Annotated in this window: 16 protein-coding genes; 8 read left to right on the forward strand and 8 right to left on the reverse strand. The window is 58.9% G+C overall.

The genetic code is table 11. The annotated features are described in order from the left end of the window. The 4 genes from AC2A6O_RS18355 to AC2A6O_RS18370 are packed head-to-tail and all read left to right on the forward strand — an operon-like array spanning nucleotide 1 to nucleotide 5,579. The gene (locus AC2A6O_RS18355; protein ID WP_498929225.1) at nucleotides 1–1,182 is read left to right on the forward strand and encodes an acyl-CoA dehydrogenase family protein; all 1,182 of its coding nucleotides are present in this window, start codon (nucleotides 1–3) and stop codon (nucleotides 1,180–1,182) included. 2 nt (nucleotides 1,183–1,184) lie between these two features. Then, on the forward strand, nucleotides 1,185–2,093 hold the full coding sequence (locus AC2A6O_RS18360; RefSeq protein WP_148584744.1) for an amino acid--[acyl-carrier-protein] ligase: 909 nt from the start codon (nucleotides 1,185–1,187) through the stop codon (nucleotides 2,091–2,093). Nucleotides 2,094–2,102: 9 nt separating this feature from the next. After that, nucleotides 2,103–3,125, forward strand: a complete 1,023-nt coding sequence (locus tag AC2A6O_RS18365) for a DUF1839 family protein (RefSeq protein WP_498929227.1) — start codon at nucleotides 2,103–2,105, stop codon at nucleotides 3,123–3,125. After that, nucleotides 3,126–5,579, forward strand: coding sequence for a glycoside hydrolase family 2 protein (locus AC2A6O_RS18370; RefSeq protein WP_498929229.1), 2,454 nt, complete (start codon nucleotides 3,126–3,128; stop codon nucleotides 5,577–5,579). It begins immediately after the preceding gene. A 21-nt stretch (nucleotides 5,580–5,600) separates the two neighbouring features. Here AC2A6O_RS18370 and AC2A6O_RS18375 read toward each other — a convergent pair whose 3' ends face one another. Further along, nucleotides 5,601–6,911, reverse strand: coding sequence for a lipopolysaccharide biosynthesis protein (locus tag AC2A6O_RS18375; protein WP_498929231.1), 1,311 nt, complete (start codon nucleotides 6,909–6,911; stop codon nucleotides 5,601–5,603). Between the two features lie 237 nt (nucleotides 6,912–7,148). Between AC2A6O_RS18375 and AC2A6O_RS18380 the strand changes: the two genes are divergently transcribed. After that, nucleotides 7,149–7,829, forward strand: a complete 681-nt coding sequence (locus AC2A6O_RS18380; protein WP_498929233.1) for a polysaccharide deacetylase family protein — start codon at nucleotides 7,149–7,151, stop codon at nucleotides 7,827–7,829. Between the two features lie 8 nt (nucleotides 7,830–7,837). On the opposite strand, the gene AC2A6O_RS18385 is transcribed toward AC2A6O_RS18380, so the two are convergent. Continuing rightward, nucleotides 7,838–8,746 (reverse strand): glycosyltransferase family 2 protein, encoded by a 909-nt coding sequence (locus tag AC2A6O_RS18385; RefSeq protein WP_498929235.1) that lies wholly within the window; start codon nucleotides 8,744–8,746, stop codon nucleotides 7,838–7,840. 174 nt (nucleotides 8,747–8,920) lie between these two features. Between AC2A6O_RS18385 and AC2A6O_RS18390 the strand changes: the two genes are divergently transcribed. Then, nucleotides 8,921–10,714, forward strand: coding sequence for an alpha/beta hydrolase (locus tag AC2A6O_RS18390; protein WP_498929237.1), 1,794 nt, complete (start codon nucleotides 8,921–8,923; stop codon nucleotides 10,712–10,714). Nucleotides 10,715–10,753: 39 nt separating this feature from the next. On the opposite strand, the gene AC2A6O_RS18395 is transcribed toward AC2A6O_RS18390, so the two are convergent. The 4 genes from AC2A6O_RS18395 to AC2A6O_RS18410 form a co-directional block, all read right to left on the reverse strand. Next, nucleotides 10,754–13,102, reverse strand: coding sequence for a GumC family protein (locus AC2A6O_RS18395; protein WP_498929239.1), 2,349 nt, complete (start codon nucleotides 13,100–13,102; stop codon nucleotides 10,754–10,756). A 142-nt stretch (nucleotides 13,103–13,244) separates the two neighbouring features. After that, nucleotides 13,245–14,549 (reverse strand): O-antigen ligase family protein, encoded by a 1,305-nt coding sequence (locus AC2A6O_RS18400; RefSeq protein WP_148584736.1) that lies wholly within the window; start codon nucleotides 14,547–14,549, stop codon nucleotides 13,245–13,247. A 175-nt stretch (nucleotides 14,550–14,724) separates the two neighbouring features. Then, nucleotides 14,725–16,044, reverse strand: a complete 1,320-nt coding sequence (locus AC2A6O_RS18405; RefSeq protein ID WP_498929241.1) for a glycoside hydrolase family 5 protein — start codon at nucleotides 16,042–16,044, stop codon at nucleotides 14,725–14,727. Continuing rightward, complete coding sequence (locus AC2A6O_RS18410; RefSeq protein ID WP_498929243.1) at nucleotides 16,041–17,261, reverse strand: glycosyltransferase; 1,221 nt, start codon at nucleotides 17,259–17,261, stop codon at nucleotides 16,041–16,043. Before AC2A6O_RS18410 ends, AC2A6O_RS18405 begins: the two co-directional genes overlap by 4 nt. 343 nt (nucleotides 17,262–17,604) lie before the next feature. Here AC2A6O_RS18410 and AC2A6O_RS18415 point away from each other — a divergent pair, with 343 nt between their 5' ends. Further along, the gene (locus tag AC2A6O_RS18415) at nucleotides 17,605–18,219 is read left to right on the forward strand and encodes an LbetaH domain-containing protein (RefSeq protein ID WP_498929245.1); all 615 of its coding nucleotides are present in this window, start codon (nucleotides 17,605–17,607) and stop codon (nucleotides 18,217–18,219) included. Between the two features lie 164 nt (nucleotides 18,220–18,383). Then, nucleotides 18,384–19,172: a WecB/TagA/CpsF family glycosyltransferase gene (locus AC2A6O_RS18420; RefSeq protein WP_498929247.1), complete on the forward strand. Its 789-nt coding sequence runs from the start codon at nucleotides 18,384–18,386 to the stop codon at nucleotides 19,170–19,172. Here AC2A6O_RS18420 and AC2A6O_RS18425 read toward each other — a convergent pair. Both AC2A6O_RS18425 and AC2A6O_RS18430 read right to left on the reverse strand, forming a co-directional pair. After that, on the reverse strand, nucleotides 19,169–19,930 hold the full coding sequence (locus tag AC2A6O_RS18425; RefSeq protein WP_498929249.1) for a cobalt-precorrin-6A reductase: 762 nt from the start codon (nucleotides 19,928–19,930) through the stop codon (nucleotides 19,169–19,171). The genes AC2A6O_RS18420 and AC2A6O_RS18425 overlap by 4 nt on opposite strands. Continuing rightward, the gene (locus tag AC2A6O_RS18430; protein WP_498929251.1) at nucleotides 19,920–21,014 is read right to left on the reverse strand and encodes a cobalt-precorrin-5B (C(1))-methyltransferase; all 1,095 of its coding nucleotides are present in this window, start codon (nucleotides 21,012–21,014) and stop codon (nucleotides 19,920–19,922) included. The genes AC2A6O_RS18425 and AC2A6O_RS18430 overlap by 11 nt, the downstream gene beginning before the upstream one ends. Nucleotides 21,015–21,108: the final 94 nt, after the last annotated feature.

Raw genomic sequence — 21,108 nt, forward strand, 5'->3', positions numbered from 1 at the left:
ATGACTGCCGCAGCCAAGATCACTGCCATTGGGTTGGCAGATCGCGCCAAACGTGCCGCCAGCGTCGCCGCGGAATATGCCGACAAGGTTGATGTGGAAGGCCGTTTTCCCATGGAAGGCATGAATGCCTTGAAAGCGGAACGGCTCATGGGTGTCATGATCCGTCCGGAATTCGGCGGGGAAGGGGCAACGCTCACCGAGATTGCCGACATCTGCGCGATCCTCGGACAGTCCTGTTCAGCAACAGCGATGACTTACGCAATGCACCAGATCCAGATTGCCAGTCTGGCGGATTACGCCGTTGGCAGTGCCTGGCATGAAGCTTTCCAGAAGCGGATCTGCTGCGAACAACTCCTGATCGCTTCGGCGACCAGTGAGGCCGGGATCGGTGGCAACTTGCGCAATTCGATCTGTGCAGCCGAAGTTGAAGGCGACACTGTTCGTCTCACCAAGGACGCGACTGTAATTTCCTATGGTGCCGATGCGGATGCCATCATGGTGACGTCCCGCCGGAACGCCGATGCAGCTCATTCCGATCAGATTGCGACCATTTTCCTGAAAGACCAGTACACGCTTGAGCTAACCAGCAAATGGGACACGCTCGGCATGCGGGGGACCTGTTCCGACGGTTATATTTTCAAGGCAGAAGCTCCGGCCGAGCAGACCTTGCCGCGCCCCTTCGCGGAGATCGCGGCGCAATCCATGCTGGCGGTCTCTCACCTGCTGTGGGGCGCGCTCTGGTACGGCATTGCCGCTGACGCAGTTGCGCGCGCACAGAGTTTCGTCAAGGCCGCCGCACGCAAGTCTCCGGGACAGGTGCCTCCGGGCGCGCTGCGCCTGGCCGAAACGTCCAGCCTGCTGCAACTGGTCAAGGCCAATGTCGTTGCCGGCCTGAGGCAGTTCGAAGGCTGCAAGGGCAACAGCGATGCGCTGAATGCCATGAGTTTCTCCGTTGCCATGAACAACGTGAAGATTGGCACATCGCAGACGATCCTGACGATCATCAACCAGTGCATGTTGATCTGCGGGATCGCCGGTTACAAGAACGGAACGCCATTCAGCCTCGGTCGCCACCTGCGCGACGCGCATTCGGCGCAGCTGATGATTTCCAACGACCGTATCCTGGGCAATACGTCCACGATGCTCTTGGTCAACAAACAAGACACCAGTCTTTTGGGGTAATGATGGACGCGCAAGTCTCTTTTCTAGATCAGCTCTTTTCAAAAGGCGTCCTGCATGACAGCGGCGTCGACGGCCTTTATGCCCGCAGCGGCGAATTTGAAGACGTTATTGCCCGTTTCGAAAAATTTGCACTCACTTATGGACAGGACGAAATTTCCGAAGCGATGGTTTTCCCGCCGGGAATGACCATGCAGGATTTCGAAACCAGCGGCTACATGAAGAACTTTCCGCAGCTGGCGGGAACCGTTCATGCCTTTTGCGGCAACGACCATGACCACATGGGCCTGTTGCAATGCATGGCCGCGGGTGAAGACTGGTCCAAGGACCAGAAGCCAACCCAGGTCGCACTGACCCCGGCTGCCTGCTATCCGCTTTATCCCATCCTGTCGCGCCGTGGCCCGTTGCCGGCGGAAGGCGCATACGTTGCCCTGCAGTCCTACTGCTTCCGCCACGAGCCTTCCAAGGATCCGGCCCGCATGCAGATGTTCCGCCAGCGCGAATACGTGCGTGTCGGTTCTGCCGACCAGACCATGGATTTCCGCGAGACCTGGAAACAGCGCGGCTCGGACATGATGGAACGTCTGCAACTGCCGCATAACGTTGATGTGGCCAATGATCCGTTCTTCGGCCGTGCCGGCAAGATCATGGCGTCCGGTCAGCGTGAACAGGAACTGAAATTCGAAATGCTGGTGCCCATCACCTCGGAAGAAAAGCCGACGGCGTGCATGAGCTTCAACTACCACATGGACAATTTCGGCAAGGCCTGGAACATCCGCCAGGCTGATGGCACACCCGCCCACACAGCCTGTGTCGGCTTCGGTCTCGAGCGTCTGGCGCTTGCGCTGTTCCGCCACCACGGCTTCGACACGTCCAAATGGCCTGAAGGCGTCCGTGCCGCGCTCTGGGGATAAGGGAAGACCATGACGCAAGCCGTGTTTGACCGCTTAAATGCGGCAACCTACGTGCGCAGTCCGCTCCATTCCCAGGACCGGGACTGGCCCGAAACCAACTGCTATCTCGATGTCTGGATCGAGGTGTTGCCGTCGCTCGGCTTGCCGGCAGAGGCCTGTCTTTCCTATTCGGTGACCCAGGACTTTGAAGGTGACCAGTTCACCTTCTTCAAGGTGCCACTGGAAGATCTGGAAGCGCTCTATGGCCTCAAGGTCACCGAACTGGCCATCTATGACCGGGTGGAATCCCATGTTCAGCAGCAGATAGAACGAGGCCGGTTCTCGCTGGTTGAGGTCGACAGCTTTTTCCTGCCCGATACGCACGGTGTCGGCTATCACGAAGCCCACGGCAAGACCACGATCGCGGTCAACTGGATGGATTTTGAAGCCAGGACAATGGAGTATTTCCACGGTCTGGGCCTGCACCGGCTGGAGGGCGACGATTTCGACGGAGTGTTTCAGCGCGGTGCACATGAAAAGGCGACACCGTTCCTGCCCTATACGGAATTCGTGAAGGTTCCAGGCACGCTGCCGACGCCAGCTCACATCCTGAATGTTTCGGAAAGCCTGCTGCGCCACCACCTGAAGCGCCGACCGGAACACAACCCGATTGCCGCTTTTGCGGAAGTCTTCCCGGCGCAGGTCGAAAAGATCTGCGAACGCGAGTTCGGCTTCTTCCACCTTTATGCCTTCAACACGCTGCGCCAGCTCGGGGCGAATTTCGAGTTGTTTTCGTCCTACCTTGACTGGCTGGTGAGGGAGGGAAGGTCCGATCTCACCGAGGGTGTTGAGATGGCCAAGAGCATTTCGTCCACCTGCAAGATGGTGCAGTTCAAGCTGGCGCGCGCGGTCATGCGCAAGAAGTTTCAGGGACTGGATGAAGGCCTGCTGCCCGCGGTCAACGCGTGGGACAGTCTGATGCGGTTGCTCGACGCTCACTATGGCGACGAGGAAACACGCTTTTCTCCCGTCGTCAGCGCTGCCGGGGTTTGAATGATCGACCTGGGTGAAGGGACCTGGTCGCTGTCACTGACGGAGCCGGGGGCTATCGAAACGCCGCATGCAACCGGCCATCAACGGGATTGTGTCCCCGCGAAGGTTCCCGGCACCGTTGCCGGTTCTCTCGCGGACGCTGGCCGCTACGATCCGGAAAACCCCGTTCCGCTTCATGGCAAGGATGTCTGGTACGAAGCCTGTTTCGACGCAGAGCCGGGGCAGTACCGCCTGTGCCTGGACGGGCTGGCAACCATTGCCGAGGTGTTCCTGAACGACGTCGAGGTTTTGTCCAGCCGGAACATGTTCCGCAAGTACAGCCTTCCGGTTGAACTGACCGGCCGCAACGTTCTGAAAATCTGCTTTCGTGCGCTTGAACCGCATCTCAACGCGAAGGGCCCGCGGGCCCGCTGGAAACCGCAGCTGGCAACCAGCCAGGGCCTGAGGTTGGTGCGGACCACGCTGCTTGGCCATATGCCCGGCTGGTGCCCGGAAATCCACGCTGTCGGCCCATACCGCCCGATCCGGCTGGAGCGTGAAGCAGCACCGCGCCTCGTTGAAAAGCGCATTCAGGCAGATCTGGCACCGGATGGCAGCGCCACGCTGTCGGTTGCGGTTAGGCTTGAAAACGTGGCGGCCGAGCCTGCGCTGATCTGCGCCGGAGCAACGGCGAAGATGTCCCGTCAGGACGATGGCTCCTATGCGGCAACACTCCGCCCTGAGGGCATAACCCCCTGGATGCCGCATACGCATGGCGACCCTGCGCTCTACGACATGGCGGTTGAATGCGCGGATCACACTTTTGCGCTCGGCAAGACAGGCTTTCGCCGGATTGAGGCAGACCACGGCACTGACGGACGTGGTTTTGGCCTGAAGATCAACGGCGACCCCGTCTTCTGTCGGGGAGCTGTCTGGACCAATGCGGACCTGTTGAACCTTCCGTCCAGCCGCGAGGCCTATCGTCCACTGTTGGAAAAGGCGCGGGACGCGGGCATGAACATGCTGCGCGTCGGCGGTACGATGCTTTACGAGAGCCGTGCCTTCTTTGAGCTCTGCGACGAACTTGGCCTGCTGGTTTGGCAGGACTTTCAGTTCGCCAATTATGATTATCCCGTAAAGGACAGTGCCTTCGTTGAGGAAGTTGACGCGGAACTGCGCGATCAACTGACGGAAAGCATGGGCTGCCCGTCGCTTGCCGTTTTGTGCGGTGGCAGCGAGATCTACCAGCAGGGCGCCATGATGGGGCTTCCCGAAGAACGCTGGAAGGGGCCGCTGTGCGAGGAGATCCTGCCGGCGATGGCCGCAGCGCTGCGGCCGGACGTTCCCTACGCGGCAAATTCGCCCTGCGGCGGGGTGCTGCCGTTTTCTCCCAACGAAGGCATTGCGCATTATTACGGCGTCGGGGCCTATTTGAGGCCGCTGGAAGACGCCAGGCGAGCCGATGTCCGCTTTGCAGGGGAATGTCTTGCCTTTTCCAACGTTCCCGTTCAGCAGAGCCTGGAGGAAGGCTTGGCGGCGAAACCCGGTCATGATCCGCGCTGGAAGGCGCGGGTGCCGCGCGACCGCGGTGCCGGCTGGGATTTCGAGGATGTCCGCGACCACTATCTGAAGCTGCTTTACGGCGTCGAGCCTGCCAGCCTGCGCTATGGCGACCCGGACAGATATCTCGATCTCGGACGCGCGGTCACCGGCGAGGTCATGGGCGAAACATATGCTGAATGGCGACGGCCTGCGTCCAACTGTCAGGGCGCTCTGGTCTGGACCTTGTCCGACCTGACAGTCGGGGCGGGATGGGGACTGATTGATGCGTTGGGACGGCCCAAGCCCGTCTGGTATGCGCTCAAGCGTTCCTTCCAGCCGGTTCTGGCGTGTGTGAGTGACGAGAGGACCAACGGTCTGGCCATCCATGTGATCAACGAACGGGGGCGGGAACAACCCGTCAAGATCAGTATCGCCTGCCTGAGGGACGGCCAGGTGCCGGTGGTTTCAGGAGAGATGGATCTTGTTCTGGCGCCCCGCAGCGCGCAGACGCTCAATGCGGTCGATCTGATCGGAGCGTTCTTTGACGTTACCTACGCCTACCGCTTCGGCCCCCCATCGCACGATGTAACCGTGGTGCGCCTTTGTGATGCGCAAACCGGTGAACCGATCTCCGAAGCGCATCACTTCCCGCTTGGCCGGGGGCATAACCGTCATTTCGATGCACCCGAGGCAAACGTTCTCAAGGACGAGGCCGGTAACTGGTCGCTGATGATTGCCGCCAAGCGGTTCCTGCAATCGGTCGCAGTTGACGTCCCAGGGTTTGAACCTGAAGACAACTGGTTTCATCTGGCGCCGGGCGAAACGAGGCGGGTTCGGTTGAGACAGATAGAATCCGACCTCCGCGATGACGGTGAGACAGTGCCAAAGGGGCACCTGGGTGCGTTGAATTTCGCAGGTCGGACCGCCTTTTGAGGCCACGCGGGATGCTATTGCCTATTTACCCGCGTCGTCTGGCACTGCCGGTGTCTTTGCCCATAAGATGAAGAACCATGTTCCGATGGTCAGAGCGATCTGAACCGCGAAACGGAAAAGCGCCGCCCCGGCGAGGCCGCCTATCGTGCTGCCGAGGGTAACGACAGGGATCAGCAGGAGGCTGGTGCCGATGAGCAGTGCCATGCGAACGCGTTGACGCCCGGTTGCCCGCAGGACGTCCGCCCCGACGCCGGACAGCCCCATGAGCAGCGGATAAAAGGCAAGGCACATCACGACAATCGGCGTTTCGGCGAAATCCTCACCCAGAACAAGGGGGAGGAAACCTGCGACCAGCAGCAGGAAGGCGGCAACGGGCAGGGCCAGGAAAACCGTGACCGGCAGCAGCTTGATGCCGAATGCGAGGCTGCTTGCTTGACCGTCCTGCGCCTGCCGGAAATGACGGGTGTAGGTTGCATAAAGAAACGCCCGGACCGGAGCGGATGCCGCGTCGATAATCCTGAACCCGGCCGCGTATTGGCCCCCAGCATCGGCCCCCAGATTGTGAACCACCACCGGCTTGTCCAGGTCTCTCATGCCGCCGATGGACAGGAATTCAATGCAATAGAGCAGGCTGAGTTTCATGTCGTCCCGGATCAGCTTGAAGACCGGGCGGCCGAGATCGCGCAACACGAGCCAGCACGAAACAAGCGCCGACAACAGCCCAGACACGAAAAACCACCAGGCCCATTCATGCAGCGTGAGAGTGCCGGGCAACACGGTGGCAATCAGAAGGAACACAAGCTTCAGCGAGGCTGCCAGGATGTTGATGACAATCTGCTTTCTGGCAAGGTCGAAGGCCATGTAGGATTGCGCGCACAAGATAATGAGTTTCGTGAACAGCAGATCCGTCAGCGAAATGATCGCGATGGTCGACAGCGGAACGGAACTGCCGATGAGAAAATAAAGCACGGCGAGCGTTGCCGGCAGAACGAACGGAAAGGTCAGACCCATCATGATGAGGGAATGACCCAGATACTTGCCGAAGGATTGAGGCTCCACCGCTACACGCTGAAGGAGCAGATATTCGCTGCCCAGGCCCACCACGAACCCGGCCATGATGGAGACGCTGGTTATCGTTACGAAGAGACCATATCCCTCCGGACCGAGTGCTCGCGAAATGAACAGGAAAAAGGCAAGCTGAATGACAAGCTGCAGACCGAAATTGATCGTGTAGGAAATCGTGTTGGCAACCAGCGGCAAACGCGACAGGGCAAGCAGCCTTCCGTAGAGCGCTTTGAGCTTATCAAGGGCCGAACTGGAGTTCTGGGACACGAAGAGGCCTCGAGGCGTTAGCCAATGGTCTGTGAACAGCGGGAGCCCGAGAAAAAGGCCCTTGGTCCGCGGAGAGCAGTAATTGTGTCACCATGACGGGACAGGTCATGTCTATGTGTCAAATCTGACCTTGTCGTTAATAGGGGCTTTCCGGGTTCAAACAAAACCAATTTTAACGTTCCTTTTATCCCGTCCAAGCCAAGGATGGGCATCGGGTTCAAACAAGAGCGGCAAAACATGTTGGCACATACGCAGGTTCTGACATTCCACGGCATTGGTGACCCTGCGGTACCTGTTACCCCGGCCGAGCGCAATTATTATGTGCCGGCGGAAACCTACAGGCGCACCATCAGCCGTCTTTCGGACCTTGAACAGCAATTTGGCGTCTCGATTGAAGTCACCTTTGACGACGGCAATCTGTCGGACTTTGAAACTGGTCTCCCCGCGTTGACTGAAGCTGGCCGCAAGGGCCGGTTTTTTGTACTCGCCGGACGGATTGATACGGACGGGTTTCTGAGTGCGGGCCAGATGCGCGAAATTGTGGCAGCAGGATCGGTCATCGGAAGCCATGGTCACGATCACGTCGACTGGCGCAAGCTGGATGAAGCCGGATTTCAGCGGGAGCTGTATGACGCTCGCAAGAAAATCGAGGATACGATTGGTCTTCCCGTCACCGAAGCAGCCATTCCCTTTGGCGCCCTCGACAAGAATGTCCTCCATAGATTGAAAGATGCAGGGTACAGCCGCATTTACACCAGCACCCCGGGTTTGGCCTTTGGCGGCTCCTGGTTTTGTCCTCGTTGGTCGCCGACAGCAAGCTTTGATCCCGATACGGATATCGCTCCGAGGCTGTCGATGAAGCAGAAACTCAGAAGTTCGCTGTATGCCCTGGCCCGCCGCGGCCGGTACCGGATCTAGGTGTGGAGTTAATTCGGCTTCTTGTAGAGTTCTGCCAGCGGCAGACTGAAGACGGCTCGCAGCTTTCCCATGTTGAGCGAAAGTTTTTGCCGCATCCGGAATGAGCGCGCCCTGTCGAAGAGCCGGAAGGCAAGTGCCAGCGATCCGGTGACCGCACATTTCGCCAGCGCCCCGAATGCAAAACAGACATGCCAGAAAGGGTCTGGATGTCTGGCGAGGCGCATCTGGCCATAGGACTGGCCCGCGCGGACGGCCCGGCTGAGAATGAAATTCATCGACAGACGGTCTTGCGGAACGTGTTCATGGGCAATCGCATCGTCGGCGGCAAAAATGCGCGCTCCGCGTTCGGCGGCCTGGGCAAAGAAGATGGTGTCTTCGCCGCCTGTGCGGCCATAGGCTTCATCGAACCGCAGCTTCAGGGCGCGCACAAAATCGACCCGCACCAGCGTGTTGCCACCGCGTCCGGTATACAGCCTTTTGCCCCGGTGTCCCCAGTCCGTATAGAGCGGGTTTGCCCGGCGCAGCCAGTCGGGCGTATTGTCGGGATAATGCGGCTTCACCGGGCCGATCACCACATCCGCGTTGAATTCTTTCTGGCAGTCGAAGAGCTTCACCAGCCAGTCGGGTTCCACCCATTCGTCGTCATCGACAAAAATAAGCCAAGCGCCGTCTGCCGCATCCAGCAAAGCATTGCGGGCCGTCGAGATATTGCCACTTGCAACGGCGAGACAGGTCACGTCCAGCGACTTGACCGGATGGCTGGTGACGAGTTTCGTTGCAGCGCCGGTTTTGGAATCGTCGGCTACCAGCACTTTCAGTTCCCTACCGGCGGGTAACGTCACCGCAGCCAGGGAACGGAGCGTGTCGAGCAGGGTTTCACGGCCGATGCTGGCGATGGCGACGGAAACAGTTTGCATTCAGGCCGGGCTCCGAAGCGGGTTGGAAAAGCCAAAGGGATGTAACAACACCCATTCATGCACGAAAAGTTCCTGCCGTATTATTAAACAATGGCTTAGGAAAATGACGCAAGATGCGCCGGATGTGTGATAGACCGCCTGCAATCCTCCGATTAGCTGGAGCCAGCTTCTGACATGAACCAGCAAGGTTTCGATACCTCCACTGCTTCACCGATTGCCGGAACGTCTCCGGTGGCCGTGCCGATCGCGTTCGATGGTCTCGCCGGCTGTTTTCATCCAGCCAGCGGAAGCACTGCGATCCTGATCCTCAGCCCATGGGGATATGAAGAGCTGTGCTCGCGCAAGAGCTACAGGATACTTGGCGAAAAACTTGCCGCAGCGGGATACCCGTGTCTGCGCTTCGATTATCCGGCGACAGCAAACTCGCATGGCGACAGCGCGGATCTTGACGACAAGTCCGCGTGGCGGAATTCCGTGACACGGGCGCTTGCCGAACTCAGACGGTTGGCGCAACCGGATCGTGTCGTCGTGATCGGGCAGGGGATCGGCGCTGGTCTCGCTGCAACTCTGGCCGAAAGCGGAGAGTTTGCCGGCCAGATCCTTCTGGCACCAGTCGCTCAGGGCCGCGCTTATCTGCGCGAACTGGCAGCCTGGACCGCAATGACGCAGCCAACATTCCTGATCAGTGCATCGGATGGCCCCAAGGGCGGGCTGATGGCTGGCGGGTTCGTTCTGTCGGCAGCAACAGCAGACGAAATCAAATCGATCAATCTCTTCAAGACAGAACTGCCCTCCGGATTGAAAACCTTGCTGGTGGAACGCAAGGACCATCCGGGCGATCTGAAACTGGCGGACCATTTTGCCGAGACAGGTCTGACAGTCGAGAGGCTGCCGTTTGAGGGCTATGCGGACTATGTGTCCGACCCGACGTTGTCCGTACCGCCACTTCAAACGCTTGAGCGGATCGTCGCCTGGGTGAAATGCAATTTTCCCGCGGAACAATTGCAGAAGTCGCTTGCTGCTGAAGCGACTGCCGTGTCGAAGCCTTTGCCGGACGTGGTGGAGGAAGCACTGCGCTTCGGACCGGATGACATGTTTTTCGGTGTGCTGGTAACCCCTCTTGGCAAAGAGGTGAAAACCGCAGTCGTAATCCTGAATTCCGGCTACGATCATTCCATCGGCTGGGCACGGATGTCGGTCGGCTTTGCCAGGTCTCTCGCGGAAAACGGCTGTGCGGTCCTGCGCATGGATCTGGCAGGCATCGGCGAGAGTGGCTATTGGCCGAACCAGCCAAGCCAGGTTCTTTATTCAGACAAGCAGCTTGATGATGTCAGGGCCGCAGTCGATTTCGTGAAGAACCGTACCGGAGCGGATAATATCGTCCTGTTCGGCCGTTGCAGCGGTGCCTATCTCGCCCTTCTGGCAGCCTCTGACGACGAACGTGTCGACGCCGCCTTCCTGGTCAATCCGCGCAAGCTGGTGTGGGACCCGGACGAGGATGTGGACAAGGCCATCCGCGAACCGATCCAGACACTCTCCAGTTACGGGCGCAAGGCGGTCGACCTGAACACCTTCAAACGTGTCGTGTCCGGAGATATCAATCTCGTATCAGCCATGAAAAAGGTGTTGCGGGCTTCGAAGCTCAAGGCCGACCGGAAATTGGCACCGGTTCTTGGAAACCTTTCGCGGCATCACCGACTGTTCAAGGTGCTGTCCAGCCGTCTGAAGCATCTCAGGCAGCGGGGTGTTCCGATCTGTCTTGTCTATAGCGACAATGACAGAGGTCTCCTGGAACTGCACAACTGGTTCGGTCCGGACCGGCGTGGTGTGAAACCCTATCCGAATATCAGGATCGAAGATCTACCGGATGCCGATCACAACCTGACACCGGTTGACGCCCGCCAACGGATGTTCGCCATATTGAAAGCGTTCATCGCGGACCTGCCCGGGTCGAAATTGACTAAGTGACACTCCAGCCTGCCTAAGTGACACTCCAACCTGCCTGTGTCACGCGTATTTGCGGCGTGAGGGCGGCGGGGTATCTGTCATTGTGCGCACCAGGCCGGCGGGGCGGCCTTCTGCGATCGTAAGCAGATCACGAGACAGGATCGGCATGGAGATCTGATCTTCTTCCCGCTCGGCAACGGTAACAAGGAACTGCGTTGAAAGACCGGCAAGCGGATCGTCTTCGGCTAGCTGCGGCAGGGCGACGCCGTCGATGATCACGAGGTCATAGTCGCGGGCGATATCGGCGAAATCGAAGGCTTCGCGAATGTTCATCCGGTGGTGCTTGTACTTCGGCAATCCCGAAACCAGCGAGAGGAAGGCGATATCGAGTTCGTCATAGTTGACGACCCTCTCGCGCAGTGTCGCACCGAGATCATCCATGTCGTCCAGGCTCAGATCATGGCTGAGCATCCGTTGTTTCGGTTCACCGTCGGCGAGGAGCACGCGCAATCCGCGCTGGGCCGCTGCCAGGGCAAGGGCGAGCGCGGCAATGGTCTGGCCATGGCCTAGGGCCGGCGAGGTGAGAAACACAATGCGTGTTCCATTTTGGTCGGGTGCGTCCTGAATTGACGAGACGATCTCGTCAACACCTTGTCCGAACGCCCAGCCGGGTCCGTTTTCGCCCGAATAATACCGGTCGACCGCATCTTGCACGGCAGAAATGGCGTCGGAGCTGAGCGGACGCACGCTGCCGTTTTCGTCGGTTTCTGTCAGCCAGGGTAACTGGCTGATCACCTTCAGCTCAGGATCCGGGTTGGACGACAGCCTGGACGGCGTGCGCTTGCTTCTCGTCCGGGAGACGGGCAGCTCCGATGAGGGGCGAGCGTCGTAAGAGGCATCGACCTGCGTGACGACTGGCGCCATCGGTTGCACAGGGCCGGCCACGGCCATTGCGGGCTCGGGGGTCTGCATGAAGTCAGGCAGCAGATGTTTTTTGGCAATGCGGATCGCTTCGCCGGCAACCGCGATTATCGTGCCGAAGAGCAGACCCAGAATGCCGGCCAGAATGACCATGAGCTTGCGTTTCGGGTAGACCGGGCTTTCCGGCGGGATCGCTGGAGAAATGATGCGGACGTTGGGAAGGACCACCTGGTCGAGCTGCGAGATTTCCTTGGCCCGGCTCAGTGCGATCTCGTAAAGCTGCCGGGTGGCCTGTGCTTCCGTTTCCAGTTCACGTAGCTGGATCGAGGCGGCCTGATCGACGTCGGAGAGGTTGCGTGTGGAGTCGAGTTGCTGCTCGAGCCTGGAAACCCGTTCCTGATTGACCTGAACATCGATGCGCGTCGAATCTGCAATTCGTTTGATTTCATCACGAATGAGATTGCGCAGCCGAGTAAGCTGGGATCTGGCCTGCACCACTGACGGATGCGACGGCAGCAGATCGGCCATCAACTGGGCTTCCGTGCGTGCAGCGGTCGCATATTGCTGCCGCAGTGAGGAGATCGTTGGCGAATTGACGACGTCACCGATGGATCCCGCATCGACACCGCTTTTCAGCACCCGCTGGATCTCATCGTATTTTGCGGTCGCTTCGGCGAGTGCCGCGCGGGCGTCGATCAGCCTGGCGTTCAGCCCGGTCAGTTCCTGACCCGTCAGCAGAGAGCCTTCGTCGGAGTTCTGAAGCTTGTTGGCTGCACGGAACTTCTGGGTTGCTTCTTCAGCCTGCCGCAAACGATCTCGCAAATCGACCAGCCGGTCATCGATCTGGGTAGCAGCTTCTTCCGAGGCCTGATCGATCTGCCGTTTCTGGTCGGACAGGTAGCTTTCGGCAATCGAATTCGCCAGAACGGCAGCTTGAACCGGAGAAGGCGATTCCGCTGAAATATTGATGACAAAGGTTTGGCCAACCCTTTTGACGATCGTTGCATCGGCAAGGGCGCCGACCGCCGCGGTTTCCTGCGCTTCAAGCGTCTCGGCGTCTTTCTTGGTCTTGCCGAAGATCAGGCTTTTGAACTGGCTCAGGAGGCTCGGCGATCCCTCACCGAAATAAGGGTCTTCGGCCAGGTTGTTCTCACGGGCGACGGGACGCAGCACCGTGTCGGAATGAATGACCGAAATCTGGCTGTCGATCACTTCCGAGCCTGGTCCGGATCGGGAGGGGCGGTTCGGATCGTCAAACGGCTGCCGCACTGTCGGGTCGAACATAACTTGCGAAGACGCCCTGAAGATCGGGGTGATGGTCAACGAGAAGGCTGCCGTCAGGGCGGCGAAGACAAAAGCTATGGCGGCGATCAGAAAGATACGGCGGCGCAGGACCTGAAAAATGGACAGGACGTCCAGGGCAATGGCATCGCGGCCTTGAACCGACGCTCTATCGTAAACCTGATTTTCTACCTGTCTGGGGTCCACCAAAAGTCACCTTTTCTCCTTGCGCGCACGCACCTTACAGCTTGTAAGCACTTATGGTTAGTGAACTGCTAATTTACCACGAAACTACGATGCCCGGATAACGCGAGCAGGGCTGCTGTTCGCTTGATCAGGAGCGGGTGGTCTACTGCTTGTTCCAGGTCCGCATCACCGCATGGGGGAGCAGGGCGGCAAGCAGAAAGATCAGCCAGTTCAGGGAGAACGACCGGAACCAGCTGCTTTCCAGCATGTTGTGACAGATGACGAAGAGCATGAGGGAATAGCAGAGAAAGGCGATCCTTGTGTCCAGTGCAACGACCCGGGCCGCGGAGAAAAGAGCTGCCAGGACAATAAGGAACAACAGCGAGATACCGGCAATGCCGAGTTCCAGCATGACGTCTAGATAACCGTTATGCGCCTGGATCAGCAAAATGACGAAACCCGGGGCCTCGCGAAAGGCAATTGAATCTGAGCCTGTTGCCCAGAACGAGGCATAGCCCTGGCCCAGCAAGGGGGCTCTCGAAATCACGTCCAGGACGAAGGCCCAGATGAAGGTCCGGCCCGTGTAAGTCTCGTCGTTGAACAGGAACAGCGACAGATCCGAAAAGCCGAACCTTGTGAGAAGAGATAGATACGACAGCAGAACGGCCCCGGTCACGGCTCCGAAAATCAGCAGCACCGTGGCGTTGATGCGGAAGAGAAAGGCCATGCCGACCGCAACATAGGCAATGGCCGGCATGAGAACCGCCAGCCCGAGGGACGTTTTCGACTGGCTGAGGACGAGCAGGCCGAAGGCGAGGGCGGAGATGATCAACATGCCGAACCGCCTCAGCAGTCCGCGCGACATCAGAAAGCCGTAGAGGTTGAACATCAGCGCCAGCGCCATCACGGCACCGAGATTGTTCTTCTGGGTATAGATGCCCGCGTGCCCGATCGGCGTCGGCGGGAGCACGACGACAGCAACCGCGTTGAGCAGAACGACCGTATTCATCAGCAGCCTGAGCCGTCTGAGCAAGGTGCGGGCGTCATCGGTAAAAGAGACGGAAATCACCAGACTCAACACAACAATGATCTGCAGAACCACACGGCGAAATGCAATGCCGGGCGCATGAGACCACATCACGCTTGTAACGGCGAGCAGCAGGTAGAGAAATAGAAGCCAGATGAGCGGGCTTCTAAGCACCGTGAACGCGTTGAGCAGCCGCCGCCCCGCGGACACGACCAGCAGCCCAAACAGGCCGATCCAGAAGAGCTGGTTCAGCGCGTTGGATTTCGAAGCACTGATGTTTGCCGCGGTATCCAACCCGCCGGAGGACACCAGGACGAAAGGGCTGATCAGCATCGGATAGGCGAGCAGCAGAACCGGAATCCAGTTGAAAATCCTGTCCAGCAATGTCTGCCTGTGCAACACGGCCTGTGGCCCGGACTGTTCAACGGGGTGAACTGTCAAATCCCAGTCTCCAGATCAATTGCGACTGCGGAACCTGCGCTCCGGTCCAAACGGACCTCAGCCTTCAAGTCAGTCACTAGGTATGATTCGCTGCCACTGGCTCAATCTACCAGCCGCCTTTTCGCACAGTCGACTTAAAATCCGGCCCAACCCACACTCGTTCGGCAGGCGAGACTCACAACGCGTCGGCGTTCAGCCCCAAAGCGTCGACCATTCCTGGCTCAACGGTTCTCTTGACGTTGTCAGTCATCAGGCCGAAGCCTTCATAATAGTCCCAGAGGGCCCAGCCGTAGCCGTGTTCTTCCACGACGGTGCGCACATCCCTGATCCAGGCGAGCCGACTGCCGTCGTCCCGAAGTCCTTTCGGCGGACGAATGGCGCTGAACTCGCCAAGCACGATCTGGTCCTGATCGATGCCGTATTTGTCCGCCCATTGCGAGATCGTGTCGAACCGGCTTTCGATGAAGGCCCGGTCGGGTTTCTGGCGTTTGTAGTAGTCCCGGACGACGTCCATCGCCTTGTCGAAGGCATAATCGGGAACGTCGACATCAGCCGCCTTCAGGGCCGCGATATGCTGCCGGGTTCTCTCGGCTGCAATCTCCTCGTTGCCCGCTGTCCACGGATAGCTGAGACCGGCGATATAGCGCAACGGGTCCAGCACCCAGGGCAGAGACTGGTGGGTGAAAAGGAAGGGCTCGTAGAAATGGAAGTCGATGATGATCTTGTCGTCGTAACCATCCATGCTCATGTATTCGAGGCCTTCCAGAGAACGCCAGCAACCCGGTGTCAGCACAATCGGCAGATCGGGGGCAACACTGCGCACCCTGTCGTAGAGCTGTTTCTGAGACACCGACCAATCTTGCCCGTCCTCCCGGAAGCAAACGCCCTGCGGCTCGTTCATCAGTTCCAGCGCAACCTTGTCCGTCGGCAGATCGCGGATCCGTTTGGCCACATCTTCCAGCAGATCGGCGTAGGCCTGAAAGCGCGGGCCGGGAGCGTCCTTCAAAATGTCGACAGGGGCCCACTCCGTCAGGTAAGTGGCCGGGTGCAGATCGACCATCACAGTAAAGCCGCTATCCAGCAGGCGAACGGTGATGGACTTCATATCGTCCAGCAAAATGCGGCGTTCGCTGTCTGTCGCAGCCAGAAACACGCCTGCATCAATCGGAAAACGAATGAAGTCGAACCCAAGGGCTTTCAGCCGGTCCAGTTCGGCGTCGGAAACTTTTGAAAGCTCGCCCTGGAACGGTGGCCAGAGGTATTTCCCCGGGCGAGCCGGGTCGCGGAAGGCGAAACTTTGCAGGCGGGAGAGGTTGATGCCACGCTTGAATTTGGGGATCGAGACGGTGGTTTCCGGCGCTGGCTGGACGCCGGCGGCAACGGCATTCTGGCGTTCGTCCAGATACAGAAACCCGGCGGCAAAAGTGAGGACGGCCACGCCAAAAGCAATCGCGGTTAGCCTGGGCCAGAGGCGCTTTGGCTTTCTAGCTGTCACATACCGCTCCGTTGCTGATCGGGGTTCAAACTGGCTTCAAGGTCCTGACGGTAACTTTCCAGGATCATTGCAGGGTTGAACCGGTCGTGCAAGATTTGCTCGCTCGCCACAATCTGGTTGCGATAGTGATCGGATTTTTCGGCCAGTTTCGTGAAAGCTGCAGCAATGCCGGCAACATCGCCGGGCTTCACGCCGATGCCGACATCAATGTCGTCCAGATAGCCGTCGATGCCCGTGTCCTTGCCGTAGAGGATTGGCAGTCCGGCAAAAAGTGCTTCCAGGTAGACCATTCCGAAGGTCTCGTTGTAGCTGACCAATGCCATGGCAAGATACGTTGGCAGCACCTCGAACAGGGCCTTGCTGTCCATGGGGCCGAGGATCCGCACGCTGCCACCGAGCCCGAGGTCGGCGATTTCCTTTTTCGCAGCCGCCACCGCCTCCGGGCTGCCGGGTCCGATCAGATCCAGCCCGATGCCGGGATGAGACTTGCTGAAGGTGGCAAAGCCTTGCAGCAGGTCGGACATGCCTTTCCGCCTCCGCATGTCCAGATCGAACACGCTGACGAACCTGGGGATCGGGTCCTTGACTGGCACCTTGCTGGTGGAGTTGCCGACAATGTTGGGAAGCAGTCTTTCCTTCCCTGGTTGCTCGGGAACATACCGGTGATAGGTGTCCCGGAACCAGGCGGAGATATGATAGATCTTGTCTGCACGTGCAGCGATGCGGCGCATCAGGTTGCGGTAGGTCGGCTTGAACAGCAAAACCTTGCGCTCGGATTCGCCGCGAACGGAAACGAACAGCCGCGTATCCGGTCCGAAACGCTCCACCAACCACAGGGCCGCAATGCCTTCAAACGACAGTTTGTGTGCATGGATGAGCGCGGGAGCACCATGCTCGCGCTGCATCGTCTTCAAAACGAGCCTTGCGACACGGCGCATCGCCCAGGCAAGACCGATGCCCATCGGCAGGCCGAAATAGCGGCATGAATAAAGCCTTACACCTTTGACGTTCCCGCAATCCAGGAAGCTCGCCTGCCAGGGCAGACTGGTCCTGTCCATGGTCACAACGATATGGCTGCCATAGTCCACGCCCGTAACCAGACGCTGGATCGCAGTGGTTCTGCGTTGAAATTGCTGCGGATTTGGATAATCGGCACTCAGATGCAGGATGAGCGGCGCTGCGGTATCCGCTTCAGAGAATTCAGTCCGTGTGTCCATAGTTTCCCCTGCGGCGAACTTCGGCGGCAGAACGATTACACCGCGCACATCGGATTGTGAATTCAACAAGGCGAAAGGCGGCCCGTCCGCCTGTTTGATCCTCAATTCCGGGGCAAACTTCCATCATCACGTTTCAATAAAGAGTGAATGACACTGCCCCAGGTGCTCGAGAACGCCATTCGCCACGTTTACGTAACGAACAATCGACAAAAATAACTAACTTTAAACGTCGGTTCGGCACATTGCCGGCACGCAGGCCTTCAGGCGATGTGCCGTTCCTTATGAGGTGCGGAGCGCGTCTTGCCAGAAAATTGCTGAAGGAAACTGCAACGGAGGACGATGAATGCCGAACCGGAGTGAAGAAGACAGGGATGCCAGAGCGCTTGGCGCGCAAAGCTTCGGCTTGAAGAACAGGCTGGTCCGAATTCTCTGGGGGATCGTCTGGTTTCTTCTGGCGTCCTGGACGCAGCCCTTTCACGGTTGGCGACGGTGGCTGCTGCGCCAGTTCGGGGCAACCGTCGGGCAGGGGGTCTATGTCGCTCCATCCGCACGGATCTGGCACCCGCGCAATCTGATTCTGGAAGACTTCGCCGCCATCGCCGATGGTGCGGATATCTACAACATGGGGCCGGTCACCATCGGCCGTTACGGTGTGGTTTCCAAGCGTGCGCACATCTGCGCCGGGACCCATGACATCAACGACGACAAGTTCCTGCTGATCGCAAAACCTATCGTTCTGGAAGCCTATAGCTGGGTTGCCGCGGAAGCCTTTGTTGGCCCCGGTGTTCGCGTCGGCGAGGGGGCGGTTCTGGGAGCGCGTGCGGTGACGGTGAAGGATCTGGCTCCCTGGACAGTTTACGCCGGCAATCCCGCCAAACCGCTCAAGGAGCGGCAGCGGTTTGAACGCAACGACGTGCCGAAACGGGGATGGCGGGAGCCTTTGGAAACTTCTGATTGATTTTTTCAGTTGAAACAAGTTTACCTTGCGTTCCAATTAAAATAAGTAAGCACGCACTTTCTAACGGCTATGTTTACAACTGCTTAGAGACAAATCGGGTATGTCTCGAATGCGCTCGCTGCTGACTTGAACGGAACGGGCACATTGGTGAGACAGGGATCGGGATGCTGGCGAAAGATTTCGAAAGTGAATTGCTGGGGAGCCGGATCGAAGCAACCGCGATCGGTCCGTTTGCCATCGGGCGTCTTTGCTCCCGGGATGCGATCCAACTTGTCGAGTCGGCCGTGCAAAAGCGCCGGAAGCTCGATATTGCCATCTGCAACGCCCATACGCTGCTGCATGCTCTGGACGACCCGCAGTACGCCGCAACGCTTCAGAAAATGACACTCCTAAACGACGGTATCGGTATCAGTCTTGCAAGCAAGCTTCTCAATGAAAAACCGTTCCCTGAAAATCTGAACGGTACGGACCTCATCCCGCGCATTCTGGCCAACATCGGTATGCCGTTGCGGATCTATCTGCTTGGCGCAAAGGAAGAGCAGGTCCGACGCGCCAAGGAGCATATCGAGGCGGCCTATCCGAAACATCATGTGGTCGGGTACCGCGACGGATATTTCTCACAGGAAGACATCGACGGCCTGTGCGAGGGCATCAATGCCGCAAATGCGGATCTGCTGCTGGTCGCCATGGGCAATCCCCGGCAAGAGAATTTCATCGTGGAGAACCGGTCTGCTTTGTCCGTACCGGTCGCGATCGGGGTCGGGGCGCTTTTCGATTTCATGTCGGGAGCCGTTGTCCGTGCTCCGAAGATCGTCCAGGCCGTCGGTCTGGAATGGCTGTTCCGCCTGATTCAGGAGCCGCGCCGCCTGTTCCGCAGGTATGTGATCGGCATTCCACGCTTTCTGTTTGCGCTGATGAAAATCAGATTCTCCCGATCCGGCAGCCCCCGCTAGTCTTCGCGTGCAAGGATCTGCCTGAGCCGGTCAACGACCGCTGCAACAGACGGCGCTGTTTCCACATCGGAAAGCGTCGGCCGTGCGATCATGATGACGGGAAGCTTCAGGACCCGCGCTGCCTCGATCTTGGCAAAGGACCGGCTGCCACCACTGTTTTTCGTCACCACATGAGTGATGTTCCTGTCCCGAAACAGCGAGATTTCTTGCGCGGCGGAAGCCGGCGGACGGGAGAGGAGCAACTCCCAGGACGTTGGTAACGGATTCGGCGGAGGCTCGATCATTCGGGCGAGACCGAAAACATCGGTGCGATCGGTAAAGCGCTCGATCTCCTTGCGGCCAATGGCCAGGAAAGCACGTGCACCGGCAGGCAAGGCTTCGGCCGCCTGGTCCATGGTCTGGACATGTGTCCAGCGGTCGTTTTCATCAGACTGCCAGGCGGGCCGTTCCAGACGCAGCAAGGGTATTTTGAGCGTCTTGGCAGCTTCGGCGGCGTTGCGGCTCATCTGGGCGGCAAAGGGATGAGTCGCATCGACAATGGCCGTAATGTTCTCTTGCCGCAGAAAGGCAAGCAATCCTTCGACGCCGCCAAAACCACCAACCCGGGTGGGTACACCAAGATCGGGCAGGTCGCGGACTGCCCCGGCAAAAGAAGCTGTCAGGCGGTTTTCCGGAAAGGCATCCGCCAGGGTTTTGCCAAGCTGCCGGGCTTCACTTGTGCCGGCCAGCAGCAGGATATGTTTGGCCTCAGCCGTCAAAACCGGTTTCTCCCAGCACCTTGCCCTGACGGTCGGTGATCAGCACTTCCACATCCACCGGGGCATCGCGCAGGATCTGGCGAACGGCGGTTTTCGTCCGGTGGGCAAGCGGGCCGCTGAGATCGATGCCCGCGGCCAGCGACGCATCCAGCACCTCCTTGGCCGTATTGGCCGAAGCTGCCTGCTCAATCAGGGCCTCGGAAGCTTTTTCCTGACGCAGAAGATCCTGCAGGAACTCAAAGTCGACGGAGCTACGGGCGGAATGAAGATCGAGTGCCCCCTGCGCCAGCTTGGTGAATTTTGCGAAACCACCGGCAAGGGTCAGCCGATCGACCGGATGGCTGCGCAGGTATTTCAGCAATCCACCGGCAAAATCGCCCATGTCGAGAAAGGCGGTCTCGTCCAGATCGTAACGGGCCTTCACCGCGTCTTCGGAACTGGCGCCAGTCGCGCCAACCACATGGGTAAGCCCAACCGCGCGGGCAACGTCGATCCCGCGGTGAATGGAGGCGATCCAGGCCGCACAGGAAAAAGGTCGGACGATGCCGGTCGTGCCCAGGACGGACAATCCCCCCAGGATACCGAGCCGGGGGTTCATCGTCTTGAGCGCCAGTTGTTGTCCACCTTCGATTGAGACGGTTATCTCGACATCGCCAGCACCACCGTGCTGTTGGGCAACCTCTTCGATTGCCGCTCGCATCATCTGGCGCGGAACGGGATTGATGGCAGGTTCTCCTGGCGGGATCGGCAGGCCGGGTCTTGTGACAGTGCCGACACCGTCTCCTGCTTTGAAAAGCACACCAGTGCCCTCAGGCATCAGGCTGACGGTCGCGCTGACCAGAGCGCCATGGGTCACGTCGGGATCATCCCCCGCGTCCTTGATGATGGCGGCGGACGCAGATTGTCCGGAAAGCGTGTGCCAGGTGAGGGCGAAGGCCGCCGTTTCCCCCTTGGGCAGGGTGATCTCGACCGGATCCGGGAAATCGCCGGTCAAAAGGGCCTGATACGCTGCCTTGGCAGCTGCCGTCGCACAGGCTCCCGTCGTCCAGCCCCGCCGCAGCTCTTTTGGCTCTTCCTTCGACATGCTCTTTCTATAGACGATCAATTTCCGCTTTGTGCATATTAGTTTATGTGCGCGATGAAATGTCGTTTTCGCATCGTTTTTGATCGCCGAAGCG

It is taken from the genome of Labrenzia sp. ATLA3, assembly GCF_057180185.1.